Origin of the sequence: Micromonospora vulcania, from assembly GCF_042658605.1 — a bacterium.
GTDB classification, from domain to species: Bacteria; Actinomycetota; Actinomycetes; order Mycobacteriales; family Micromonosporaceae; genus Micromonospora; species Micromonospora vulcania.
Genome location: NZ_JBHSQS010000004.1, coordinates 410,774 through 423,033, shown reverse-complemented (window position 1 = coordinate 423,033; position 12,260 = coordinate 410,774). Strand labels below are relative to the sequence as shown.

Below are 12,260 nucleotides of genomic sequence, written 5' to 3'. Positions count from 1 at the left end.
GGGAGCACCAAATTGAGTGAGTTGAATGGATCGTCCATTCTGATCACCGGGGGAACGGGTTCCTTCGGCAGGACCTTCCTCAAGCACATCCTCACCGAGGCCGACCCCGCCCGGGTGGTGGTGTTCTCCCGCGACGAGCTCAAGCAGTACGAGCTGCGCCAGCAGCTCGGCGACGACCCGCGGCTGCGCTGGTTCATCGGTGACATCCGGGACCGGCACCGCCTCACCCGCGCGATGCACGGCGTGGACCACGTGGTGCACGCCGCCGCGCTCAAGCAGGTGGACACGGCGGAGTACAACCCCTCCGAGTTCATCGCCACCAACATCACCGGCTCGCAGCACGTGGTCGACGCCGCGATCGAGGCCGGCGTCAAGAAGGTCATCGCGCTCTCCACCGACAAGGCGTCGAGCCCGATCAACCTGTACGGCGCGACCAAGCTGGTCGGCGACAAGCTGTTCGTCTCTGCCAACCACTACGCGGCCCACCACCCCACCCGGTTCGCCGTGGTCCGCTACGGCAACGTGGTGGGCAGCCGCGGCTCGGTGGTCCCGCTGTTCCACCGGCTGGCCGCCGAGGGCAAGAGCCTGCCGATCACCGACAAGCGGATGACCCGGTTCTGGATCACGCTGGAGCAGGCCGTCCAGTTCGTCATGGACTCGTTCGACCAGATGCAGGGTGGCGAGCTGTTCGTGCCGCGTATCCCGAGCATGCGCATCCTCGACCTGGTCGAGGCGGTGGCCCCGGCCGCCACCACGCACGAGATCGGGATCCGTCCGGGCGAGAAGCTGCACGAGGAGATGATCGCTCCGGACGACAGCCGGCGGACGCTGCGCGCCAAGGACCGTTTCATCGTCCAGCCGACCATCGCCGGCTGGGGCTACCAGCCGCCGGTCGACTGCGACCCGGTGCCGGACGGCTTCGCCTACCAGTCGGACACCAACGACGAGTGGCTCAGCGTGGAGCAGCTGCGCGAGATGCTCGGCATCACCGGCAAGTGACCGCGATGCTCCCGTACGGGCGGCAGTCCGTCACCGACGAGGACGTCGCCGCGGTGGCCGAGGCGCTGCGCAGCGACTGGCTCACCACCGGTCCGCAGGTGGACGCCTTCGAGGCCGAACTCGCCGAGTGGACCGGCGGGGCCGGCGTCACCACCGTCTCCAACGGCACCGCTGCGCTGCACGTGGCGTACGCGGCGGCCGGGGTGGGCCCGGGTGACGAGGTGGTCGTACCGCCGATGACGTTCGTGGCGACCGCCAGCAGCGCGGTCGCCCTGGGCGCGAAGGTCGTGTTCGCGGATGTCGAGGACGAGACGTTCTGCCTCGACCCGGCCGCGGCCGCCGCCGCGGTCACCTCGCGTACGAAGGTCGTGGCCGCGGTCGACTATGCCGGTCACCCGGCCGACTACGACGCGCTGCGCAAGTCGGTCGAGGGCAGCGACGCGCTGCTGCTGGCCGACGCCGCGCACTCGATCGGCGGCACGTACCACGGCCGGCCGGTCGGCTCGCTGGCCGACCTGACCACCCTCTCGTTCTTTCCCACCAAGAACCTGACCACCGCCGAGGGCGGTGCCGTCGCCGCGCTCGACCCTGCGGTGCTGAAGCGGGCCCGCCGGTTCCGTACCGTCGGCCTGGTCCGCGAGCGCGACGAACTGCGTTTCCCGGACGAGGGTGGCTGGCACCAGGAGGTGCACGAGTTCGGGCTGAACTACCGCCTCCCGGACGTGCTCTGCGCCCTGGGCCGTAGCCAGCTGCGCCGGCTCGGCGAGTTCGTCGCCCGCCGGGCCGCCCTGGTGGCCCGGTACGACGAGGCCCTCGCCGACCTGGACGGTGTGCTGACGCCGAACCGCAAGTCGTGGGCCGACCCGGCCTGGCACCTCTACCCGATCCGGGTGCTCGACGGACGTCGCCGCGAGGTGTACGACCGGATGCGCGCCGCCGGCATCGGCGTCCAGGTCAACTACATCCCGGTGCACTGGCACCCGGCCTTCGCCGACCTGGGTTACCGCCGCGGGTCCTGCCCGGTGGCCGAGTCGTTCTATGCTCAGCAGCTGTCGCTGCCGCTCTACCCGGGTCTCAGCGACACCGACCAGGACCGCGTCATCGACGCGCTGGCCGCGGCCCTGCGGGCCGGCTCGGTGCGTACCGCCGCCTGATGGGAAGCTGATGCACCACGCCAACCACTTCTATGGCCACGCGCACGTCCTGGCCCGCTACGCCGGCCTCGGCGACCGGCACCCACCGCGGATCAACGGGTACGTGCAGCACGGCTGGAACATCGGCGACGGCTTGGCCCCCGGCCACCCGTACGCCGATCGCACCCCGAGCCTGCTCTGGTCCGAGCAGACCCGCCGCCGGGCCTGGTCGGTCGGGCGGCGCAACGTGGTCGTGATCGGCGCCCCGTTCGTCTACCTGCTGGCCATGCGGCCCGAGGAGCCGCCCGTCGAGGAGCGCGAGGGCACCATCTGGTACCCGTTCCACGGCTGGGAGGGCCAGCACGTCAAGGGCGACCACCGGGAGCTGATCGCCCGTATCCGGGACACCGAGCCCGGCCCGGTCACGGTCTGCCTCTACTGGCACGAGTACGGGATGCGCCACGTCCGCCGGCTCTACGAGCGCGCCGGGTTCCGGGTGATCTGCCACGGCTACCGGGGGCACTGGTGGAAGGACACCGACCCGCAGTTCCTCGACAAGCAGCTCACCGAGCTGCGCCGGCACAAGCGGGTAGCATCCAACCGGTTGACCAGCGCGATCTTCTACGGCATCGCCGCCGGCTGTGAGCCCGCGGTCTACGGCGATCCGATGATCCTGTCCAACGAGGACCCGACGTTCGGCGGTACCGCCCGCATCCGGCGGCAGTGGCCGGAACTGCACGGTGCCGCGGTCGACCTGCCCACCGCGGTCGGGATCGCCCGCGCCGAGTTGGGCACCGACCACCGCTGCACGCCGGCCGAGCTCCGGGAGCTGCTCGGTTGGGCGAACCTCCCGGAAGAAGAAGAGGAAGCCAGTGACGACTGAGACGGCACCCGCCGGCCGGATCACCCTGCCGGGCGGCGAGATGCTGGCCTGGTCCGACCTGCCGCAGGAGCGGTTGGCCGACGGCGGCCCTCTCGCCGCGCTGGCCGCCCGGATCGTGCCGGCCGGGGCTCGGGTCCTGCTGGCCGGCCCGCACGACCCCGCGCTGCTCGACCGGCTCGCCCACGCCGAGGTGACCTGCCTGCTGCGCAGCCACCTGGACGCGGTGGCGCTGGCCCAGCGGGCCGCCCGCGTGGTGGTGGGTGGCCCCGCCGGCCTGCCCGACGACGAGACGTACGACGTGGTGATCGCTGGCGCCGGGCTGGACCCGGTGGAGTCGGTGGAGGGCACCCGGCTCGGCTGGGACGGGGTGCTGGCGCGACTGGCCGGCGCCGTACGGCCGGGTGGCGCGCTGCTGCTGCACCTGGGCAACCCCCTCGGGCTGCACCGACTGGTCTCCACCACCCCCTGGTACGCCGGCCGGGACAACTCCGCCTGGGTGATCGGCGGGGTGCTCGACCAGGCTCACCCGGCGAACCGGGACCAGTTGCGCACGCGCCTCGCCGACGCCGGGTTGCGGCCCACCACCTGCTGGGCCGAGTACCCCGCCACCGGAACCGCCACGGCGCTGCTCGACGCCGACCAGCTCGACCGGGGCGCCGGCTCCGGGCTCTTCGACGCGGTGCTGCACGGCGCCTGCGCCGGAGGCTTCACCACCGGCACGGTGCTCCAGGACCCGGCCCGGCTGGCGGTGGACGCGCTGCACGCCGGGCGGGCCGCCGACCTCGCGCCGGGCTGGCTGATGCTCGCCCACCGGCCCGACGGCGGCGAGGCCACGCCGGTCGCCGACGCGGACCTGCCGGTCGCGCTGGTGCAGACCGGGCGTACCGGGATCGGCGTACTGGAGGTGCTCGACGGTCCGTCGGGCTGGCGGTGGGGCCTCGCCGCGCCGACCGGCGCGAACGTGCCGGCCGCCGCGCCGTTCGCCAGCCGGGAGGCGGCGTACCGGGACCCCGGCGCGTTGACCGGGCCGGTGCCGTCCGGCCGGCTGCTGCGCACCCTGCTGCTCGACGCGGCGCTGCGCCGCGACCTGACGACGCTGCGCACGCTGCTGCACGGGTACGCGGGCTGGCTCGCCGACCAGGCCGACGACGACGGCCGGATCGGCGGCGCGGCAGCGCTGGCCAGCACCGACAACGTGGTGGTCGCCGACGGCCGCTACGCGGTGCTGGACCCGAGCTGGCGGGCCACCGCCGCCCTGCCCGGCGACGTGGTGCTGGCCCGCGGGCTGTGGCGCTTCGCCGCGAGCCTGCTCACCGGCGGCTACGCCCACCCCTGGTCGTCCACTCTCGACGTGGCCGGCCTGACCGTGGTGCTCGGCGGCCTCGCGGGGCACGACCTGGCTCGCGAGACCGTCGCCCAGGCGGTCGAGGCCGAGGCCGCGATCGCCGCCGCGCTGCACGGGCTGGACCCCGACGGTCGGCTCAGCCTCGCCACCGAGCTGCACGCCGTCGAACCGACCGACCCGCCGGCGGGTACGCACAGCTACCAGCAACTGCGCGAGGCATGGCTGCGCCAGCGCGAGGAGATCACCCGACTCGCCGCACTGACCAAGTGGACCGACGAGCTGCTCACCTCGCGGGAACGGGCGCTGCGCCGGGCCGAATCGAAGATCAACCTGCTCAGCGGGTCGATCAGCTACCGGGTCGGCCGGCTCGCCATCACCCCAGCCCGACTGGCCAAGCGGGGCGCCCGCGCCGCCAAGCGGCGGGCCCGCTCGGCACTCGCCCCCAAGCAGCAGGAGCAGCAGTGACCAGCCTCGACAGCCCGCCGACCCCGCCACGGATCGTCGGGATCGTGCAGGCCCGGATGGGGTCGTCCCGGCTGCCCGGCAAGGTGCTCCGCCCGCTCGCCGGACGCTCCGTCCTGGGCCGGGTGGTACGCGCGGCCCAGGACAGCGGCGTCCTCGCCGATCTGGTCGTCGCGACCAGCACGGATGCGGTCGACGACGCCGTGGTCGCCGAGTGCGAGCGGCTGGGTGTGCCGTGGCACCGGGGGCCCGTCGACGACGTGCTGGGCCGGTTCACCGGTGCCCTGGAAGCGCACCCGGGTGACGCGATCATGCGATTCACCGCCGACTGCCCGCTGCTCGACCCGGAGATCATCACGCTGGTCGCAGCGGTGTACCGGGCGGTGCCCGGGCTGGACTACGCGAGCACGTCGATCGCCCGTACCCTGCCCCGAGGGCTGGACGTGGAGATCATTCGTGCCGACGCGTTGCGCACCCTGGACCGGCTCGCCACCGGTCACCACCGGGTGCACGTGACCTCGTACGCGTACACCCACCCGGAGCTGTTCCGGGTGCTCGGGGTGACGCTCACCCCGGACCGCTCGGACCTGCGCCTGACCCTCGACACCGACCAGGACTGGGCACTGGTCCGCGCGGTGACCGACCACTTCGGCGACGTCAGCGTGCCGCTGGCCAAGCTCGCCGACTGGCTCGACGGGCAGCCCCAGCTGCGTGCGCTCAACGCCGACGTACGCCAGAAGCGCCTGGAGGAATCCTGAGCACGCTACGGGTGGGACTGCGCTGCGACGCCGGGCCCCGTCGCGGCGTCGGCCACCTGGTCCGCTGCCTCGCGCTGGCCGAGGAGTTCCTGGCCCGCGGCGCCCACGTCGCGGTGTTCGGCACGGTCGAACGGCTCGGCTGGGCCACCGCCGAGCTGGCCGCGCGGGGCATCCCCCTGCACCCGGGGCCGGAGTCACCCGCCGACCTCGTCGACGCGGCCCACCGCCACGAGCTGGACGTGCTGGTCCTGGACTCGTACGAGCTGGACCCGGCCGGCGCGGGCGCGCTGCGCGCGGCCGGGGTGCTCACCCTCGCCGTGATCGACGGGGACAGCCGGGGACAGGACGCCGACCTCTACCTCGACCAGAACTTCGGGGCGCAGACCCCGGCGCTGCCCGGACGACTGCTCGCCGGCAGCACGTACGCCCTGCTGCGGGACTCGGTGGTGACGGCCCGACCGGCGACGCCCCGGCCCGCCACGGCGGTCAGCCGGCCCCGGGTGCTGGCCTTCTTCGGCGGTACCGACGCGGTCGGCGCGGCACCGGTGCTGACCCGGGTGCTGCTCGCCACCGGCCATCCGATGGACCTCACGGTCGTCGTCGGCCGACCGGAGATCGAGGCCGAGCTGGACGAGATCACCCCCGGCCGGGGGCAGCTCGTCCGACCGGTCCCGCCCACCGGCGAGCTGCCGAAGCTGATCACCGAGGCCGACCTGGTGGTCAGCGCCGCCGGCACGTCCACCTGGGAACTCTGCTGCCTCGGCGCACCCGCCGCGCTGGTCTGCGTGGTGGACAACCAGCGCGAGTCGTACGCCCGGGTGGTGCGCCACGGGCTGGCCGTCGGCCTCGGCGAACTGCCCGAACTGACCGGCACCGGCGTCGCCGGGCGGGCCGCCCGCGCGACGGCCGCACGTACCCTGCACGGGCTGCTCAGCTCGCCGGAGCGCCGCGCGGCGCTGTCCGCGCGGGCCTGGTCGACGGTCGACGGGCAGGGCCGGGCGCGGGTCGTCGACGCGGTGCTCGACGCCGCGCGCGCCAGCGCCGTCGCCGGCTGACCCGCCTATTGGTACGGGTGTACGAAGGCGCTGCTAGGGTGGGGGCATGACGCAGGTCGCCTATCAGCCGTCGATGCTCGACCTGGCCGACGCCGGGCCGACCGTGGGGCCCCTGCCCGGCCACGTCCAGCGGCACCAGCTCACCCGTGGCGCCTGGGTCGACCACCTTCCCGGCTGGGTGCACGGCTCCGACACGGTCCTCGAAACCCTGCTCAGCGACGTTCCCTGGCGGGCCGAGCGCCGCACCATGTACGACGCCGAGGTCGACGTGCCCCGCCTGCTCTGCTGGTACGACGGCGACCGGCAACTGCCGCATCCGGTGCTCACCGCGGCACGGGCGGCGCTGACCCGGCACTACGCGCCCGAGCTGGGCGAGCCGTTCGTCACCGCGGGGATGTGCCTCTACCGCTCCGGGCGCGACAGCGTCGCCTGGCACGGCGACACCATCGGCCGCTCCGCACACAGCGACACCATCGTCGCGATCGTCTCCTTCGGCGCACCCCGGCCGCTGCTGCTGCGCCCCCGTGGCGGCGGCGACAGCCTCCGCTTCCCGGTCGGCCACGGCGACCTGATCGTCATGGGCGGCTCCTGCCAGCGCACCTGGGAACACGCCATCCCGAAGACCACCCGCCCGGTGGGACCCCGCGTGAGCGTCCAGTTCCGCCCCATCAACGTTGCCTAACCCCCGGGGACGGCCCGGTCGATCATGAAGCGACCGCTGCTCGATCCGGGATGTAGTGGCATCACGGACGCGGCGACACCACTACATCCACGATCGAGCACGATTCGGCCAGGTGGCCAGGCGGCCACCAGGGCGGGACGGGTCAGTCGCGTTCGATGAGGTGGCCTACCACGGTCGGGCCCAGCATCACGGCGAAGCCGGAGCCGTCGCGGCGTGGGTCGGCCGCCGGCAACTCGACCGGCTCACCGGTGCCGGTCGCGCCGACCGGCCGCGGCCCGACCCAGGCGACCGCCACGTCCGTCTCACCCTTGAGGAAGCGGTGCGCCCGCACGCCCGCGGTCGCCCGCCCCTTCGCCGGGTACGCCTTGAACGGGGTCACCTTGACCGTCGCCCCGGTGGAGGTGACCACCATCGGCTCACCGTGCCCCGGGTCGTCGGTGCGTACCGCGCCGAAGAAGACCACCCGCGCCCCCGCCGGCAGGTTGATGCCGGCCATGCCGCCACCCTTGAGACCCTGCGGACGGACCAGCCCACCGGCGAAGCGCAGCAGCGACGCCTCCGAGGTGACGAAGGTCAGCGTCTCGTCGCCGTCGGTCAGCCAGGTCGCCCCGACCACCTCGTCGCCGTCGCGCAGGCCGATCACCTCGAACTCGTCCGACCGTACCGGCCACTCCGGCGCACAGATCTTCACCACGCCCTGCCGGGTGCCCAGCGCCAAGCCCGGCGACCCCTCGGCCGGCCCGCCGAGCGGCGCGAGACCGACCACGGTCTCCCCCGGCTCCAACGGCACCAGCTCGGCTGCGGACATGCCGCCGCGCAGCGACACCGTGCCGGCCTGCTCGGGCAGCACCGGCAGCGGCAGTACGTCGACCTTGAAGGCCCGACCGGCACTGGTCACCAGCAACACCCGACCACGGGCCGTGGAGTGCACGATCGCGCGTACCGTGTCGTGCTTGACCCGGCCGTTGCGTCGGCGCCCCTCGGCGCTCTCCTCCGACTCGGCCGCGGTCCGGGCGACCAGGCCGGTGGCCGAGAGGATCACCTGGCACGGGTCGTCGGCGACCTCCAGCGGGCCGGCCGGCGCGGACGCGGCCAGCACCTCCTTGAGATCGCCGTCGACCAACGTGGTGCGCCGTTCGGTGGCGAACTGCTTGACCACGGCCGCCAGCTCGTCGGAGACCAGCTTTCGGAGCACCCGCTCGTCGTCGAGGATGGCGGAGAGCTCAGCGATCTCGGTACGCAGCCGGGCCTGCTCGGTCTCCAGCTCGATCCGGTCGAACTTGGTCAACCGGCGCAGTGGCGTGTCCAGGATGTAGGTGGCCTGGATGTCGGAGAGGCCGAACCGGCTCATCAGCCCGGCCTTGGCGACCTGCGCGTCGTCGCTGCCCCGGATCAGCCGGACGACCTCGTCGATGTCCAGCAGTGCGATCAGCAGACCGTCGACCAGGTGCAGCCGCTCCTCGCGCTTACGACGGCGGTACGAGGTCCGCCGGGTGACCACCTCGTACCGGTGGGCGAGGAACACCTCCAGCAGCGCCTTCAGCCCGAGGGTACGCGGCTGGCCGTCGACCAGGACCAGGTTGTTGACGCCGAAGGACTGCTCCAGAGGGGTCAACCGGTAGAGGTCGGCGAGCAGGGCCTGCGGGTTGACCCCGACCTTGCACTCGATGACCAGCCGGGTGCCGCTCTCCCGGTCGGTGAGGTCCTTGACGTCGGCGATGCCGGTCAGGCGCTTGGTCTTGTTGACCTCGTTGGTGATCGCCGCGATGACCTTCTCCGCACCGACGCCGTACGGCAGCTCGACCACGGTGATCGCCTGGCGGCCCCGGCTGCCCTCGATCGGGCCGATCTCGACCTTGCCGCGCATGCGCACCACGCCGCGCCCGGTCTCGTACGCCCGGCGCACCTCGTCCAGGCCCAGCAGCACGCCGCCGGTCGGCAGGTCGGGGCCCGGGACGAACTCCATGAGCTTGTCCAGTGTGGCGTCCGGGTGGTTGATCAGCCAGCGGGCGGCCTGGACGACCTCGCCGAGGTTGTGCGGGATCATGTTGGTGGCCATCCCGACCGCGATCCCGGACGCGCCGTTGACCAGCAGGTTGGGGAAGGCGGCCGGCAGCACGGTCGGCTGGGTCAGCGACCCGTCGTAGTTGGGCTCGACGTCGACGGTCTCCTCGCCCAGCTCACCGACCAGCAGCATGGCCTCGCGGGACATCCGCGCCTCGGTGTAGCGGGCGGCCGCCGGCCCGTCGTCCGGCGAGCCGAAGTTGCCGTGGCCGTCGATCAGCGGGACGTTGAGGGAGAAGTCCTGCGCGAGGCGGACCATCGCGTCGTAGATCGCCGTGTCGCCGTGCGGGTGGTATTTACCCATCACGTCGCCGACGACCCGGGCGGACTTCACGTGCCCGCGGTCGGGCCGGTAGCCCTGCTCGTGCATCGACCAGAGGATGCGCCGGTGCACGGGCTTGAGGCCGTCGCGGGCGTCGGGCAGGGCGCGGGAGTGGATGACCGAGAAGGCGTACTCCAGATAGGAGTCGGAGACCTCGGTGACCAGCGGATTGTCGAAGACCCGCGCGCCGGCCTGGTCGAACGAGGAGAGATCGACCTTGTTTTCCTTGCGGCGTGCCATGACTCAGCTTTCCCCTCGAACGGAACCGGTGCCCATGCCGTCGCTCATGCGTCGATCGCCTCCCGGTCGACCCGGTCGGCGGAGTCGATCAGCCAGTTGCGGCGCGGCTCGACCTTCTCGCCCATCAGCAGTTCGAGGATCCGCTCGGCGGCGTCCACGTCGTCAAGGGTGATGCGGCGGACCGCGCGGGTGGCCGGGTTCATCGTGGTGTCCCACAGCTCGTCGGCGTCCATCTCACCGAGGCCCTTGAAGCGCGGGATGGGCGTGACGATCTGCTTGCCGGCCTTCTCCAGCTTGCGGACCGTCGACTCCATCTCGGCCTGGGTGTAGGTGTAGGTGGTCTGCGGGTTGCGCCCCTTGGTGGTGATCTTGTGGAGGGGCGGCATCGCGGCGTAGAGCCGGCCGGCCTCGATCAGCGGGCGCATGTACCGGGCGAAGAGGGTGATCAGCAGCGTACGGATGTGCGCGCCGTCCACGTCGGCGTCGGCCATGATCAGTACGCGACCGTAGCGCAGCGCGGAGAGGTCGAACGTGCGCCCCGAGCCGGCGCCGAGCACCTGGACGATGGCCGCGCACTCGACATTGTCCAGAACCTGCTGGAGGTTGGCCTTCTGGACGTTGAGGATCTTGCCACGGATCGGCAGCAGCGCCTGATATTCGGAGGAGCGGGCCATTCGGCTCGTGCCGAGAGCGCTGTCACCCTCGACGATGAACAGCTCGCTGCGGTCGATGCCGGTGGCCCGACAGTCGACCAGCTTCGGCGGCATCGACGCGCCCTCCAGGGCGGTCTTGCGCCGGGCCGCGTCCTTCTGCTGCTTCTGGGTGAGCCGCACCCGGGCCGCGTCGACGATCTTCTGCAGGACCGTTCGGGCCTCGGCCTTGGTGCGCTTGTCCTCCAGCCACGCCTTGATGTGCGCCTCGACCAGGGTGTGCAGCACCTTGGTGATGCCGGTGGTGGAGAGCTCGTCCTTGGTCTGCGAGGTGAACTGCGGCTCCGGGATGCGTACGTGCACCACCGCGGTCATCCCCTCCAGGACGTCGTCCAGGGTGGGCGGCTCCTCCTTGGCCTTGAGCAGCCCACGGGTGTTGCGGACCGCGTCGGCGAGGGTGCGGACCAGTGCCCGCTCGAAGCCCTTGCGGTGGGTGCCGCCGTGCGCGTTGCGGATGGTGTTGGTGAAGCACTCGACGGTGCGCTCGTAGCCGGTGCCCCAGCGGAACGCCACCTCGACCTCGGCCCGGCGCTGCACGTTGGACTGCATGACGCCGTTGGCGTCGGCGGCGTTCTCCCGGTAGGTCCCCTCACCGGTGACCAGCAGGGTGCCGGAGACCGGCCGGTCGCCGCCCGGGGCGAGGAACTCCACCATGTCGCTGAGCCCGTTGGGGTAGTGGAACCGCTCCTCGGCGGGTGCCTCGCCGGTCAGGTCACGCAGCAGGTAGGTCACACCGGGGACCAGGAAGGCGGTGTTGCGCAGCTTCATCCGGACCGCGTCGACGTCGAGCGCCGCGCCGGTCTCGAAGTAGCGGGCGTCGTGCCACCAGCGGATCGACGTGCCGGTGCGCTGGTTGCGCTTCATCGCGCCGACCACCTGGAGCCCGGGGCCGGCGGTGAACGACGCGGTGGGCCCGTCACCGTCGAAGATCCCTGGCACGCCGTGCCGGAAGGACATCGAGTGGACCTTGCCGGCTCGGCGGACGGTCACGTCGAACCGACGGGACAGCGCGTTGACCGCGGACGCGCCGACGCCGTGCAGGCCGCCGGAGGTCTTGTAGCCGGAGCCACCGAACTTGCCGCCCGCGTGCAGCCGGGTGAGCACCAGCTCGACGCCGGAGATGCCGGACTTGGCGTGCACGTCGGTCGGGATGCCCCGGCCGTCGTCGTCGACCTGCACCGAGCCGTCGGCGTGCAGGATCACCTCGACGTGTGTGGCGTGACCGGCGACACCCTCGTCGGTGGAGTTGTCGAGGATCTCGTTGACGAGGTGACCCACGCCACGGCTGTCGGTGGAACCGATGTACATGCCGGGCCGCTTGCGGACAGCGTCCAGCCCCTCAAGGTGGGTGAGGTCATCGGCCCCGTACAGGGTGTCAGGCTCTGCGGTCAACTGGTCGTACTCCCCGGTCTCGGCGGTGTGCTGCCGCTCACCGGCGAGATCAGCCGGCGTGGCGCGCCGCAGCGAGCCTAGCCCGAGGCTAGGACAACTCCCGGAGGCCCCACGTGAACCGCCGCGCGTCGAAACCCGGACGTGAGCCAACGAACAGTTCGTCGCGGTCTCCGGGCCGGCGTCCGTCAGTGATCACGGGGTCACGCGCGGCCCGC

General features: G+C 72.4%; 9 protein-coding genes. 7 read left to right on the top strand and 2 right to left on the bottom strand.

Annotation, left to right across the window (positions count from 1 at the left end; all coding sequences use genetic code 11):
• Positions 1 to 12 precede the first annotated feature (12 nt).
• From pseB to ACFQGL_RS08935, 7 genes are read left to right on the top strand one after another with little or no spacing between them, the layout of a single operon-like run.
• Positions 13 to 999, top strand: coding sequence for a UDP-N-acetylglucosamine 4,6-dehydratase (inverting) (gene pseB / locus ACFQGL_RS08965; protein ID WP_377508228.1), 987 nt, complete (start codon positions 13 to 15; stop codon positions 997 to 999).
• Positions 996 to 2,153, top strand: a complete 1,158-nt coding sequence (locus tag ACFQGL_RS08960) for a DegT/DnrJ/EryC1/StrS family aminotransferase (protein WP_377508225.1) — start codon at positions 996 to 998, stop codon at positions 2,151 to 2,153. Before pseB ends, ACFQGL_RS08960 begins: the two co-directional genes overlap by 4 nt.
• A 10-nt stretch (positions 2,154 to 2,163) precedes the next feature.
• Positions 2,164 to 3,015 carry a hypothetical protein gene (locus ACFQGL_RS08955; RefSeq protein WP_377508222.1) on the top strand — a complete coding sequence of 284 codons (852 nt, stop codon included), beginning with the start codon at positions 2,164 to 2,166 and terminating at the stop codon, positions 3,013 to 3,015.
• Positions 3,005 to 4,825, top strand: a complete 1,821-nt coding sequence (locus ACFQGL_RS08950; RefSeq protein ID WP_377508220.1) for a class I SAM-dependent methyltransferase — start codon at positions 3,005 to 3,007, stop codon at positions 4,823 to 4,825. The genes ACFQGL_RS08955 and ACFQGL_RS08950 overlap by 11 nt, the downstream gene beginning before the upstream one ends.
• Positions 4,822 to 5,580 (top strand): cytidylyltransferase domain-containing protein, encoded by a 759-nt coding sequence (locus ACFQGL_RS08945; RefSeq protein ID WP_377508217.1) that lies wholly within the window; start codon positions 4,822 to 4,824, stop codon positions 5,578 to 5,580. The genes ACFQGL_RS08950 and ACFQGL_RS08945 overlap by 4 nt, the downstream gene beginning before the upstream one ends.
• On the top strand, positions 5,577 to 6,635 hold the full coding sequence (locus ACFQGL_RS08940; RefSeq protein ID WP_377508396.1) for a PseG/SpsG family protein: 1,059 nt from the start codon (positions 5,577 to 5,579) through the stop codon (positions 6,633 to 6,635). The genes ACFQGL_RS08945 and ACFQGL_RS08940 overlap by 4 nt, the downstream gene beginning before the upstream one ends.
• A 46-nt stretch (positions 6,636 to 6,681) precedes the next feature.
• Positions 6,682 to 7,317: an alpha-ketoglutarate-dependent dioxygenase AlkB gene (locus ACFQGL_RS08935; RefSeq protein WP_377508214.1), complete on the top strand. Its 636-nt coding sequence runs from the start codon at positions 6,682 to 6,684 to the stop codon at positions 7,315 to 7,317.
• Between the two features lie 142 nt (positions 7,318 to 7,459).
• Here the strand turns inward: ACFQGL_RS08935 and ACFQGL_RS08930 are convergent, their stop codons facing one another.
• Both ACFQGL_RS08930 and ACFQGL_RS08925 read right to left on the bottom strand, forming a co-directional pair.
• Complete coding sequence (locus ACFQGL_RS08930; protein WP_377508211.1) at positions 7,460 to 9,943, bottom strand: DNA gyrase/topoisomerase IV subunit A; 2,484 nt, start codon at positions 9,941 to 9,943, stop codon at positions 7,460 to 7,462.
• Positions 9,944 to 9,987: 44 nt separating this feature from the next.
• Complete coding sequence (locus tag ACFQGL_RS08925; protein WP_377508208.1) at positions 9,988 to 12,045, bottom strand: DNA gyrase/topoisomerase IV subunit B; 2,058 nt, start codon at positions 12,043 to 12,045, stop codon at positions 9,988 to 9,990.
• Between the last annotated feature and the right edge of the window lie 215 nt (positions 12,046 to 12,260).

Bases quoted from the DNA above. Each gene is read 5' to 3' on its own strand.
- ACFQGL_RS08955 (WP_377508222.1), top strand. From the start codon at position 2,164: ATGCACCACGCCAACCACTTCTATGGCCACGCGCACGTCCTGGCCCGC.
- ACFQGL_RS08935 (WP_377508214.1), top strand. From the start codon at position 6,682: ATGACGCAGGTCGCCTATCAGCCGTCGATGCTCGACCTGGCCGACGCC.
- ACFQGL_RS08930 (WP_377508211.1), bottom strand. From the start codon at position 9,943: ATGGCACGCCGCAAGGAAAACAAGGTCGATCTCTCCTCGTTCGACCAG.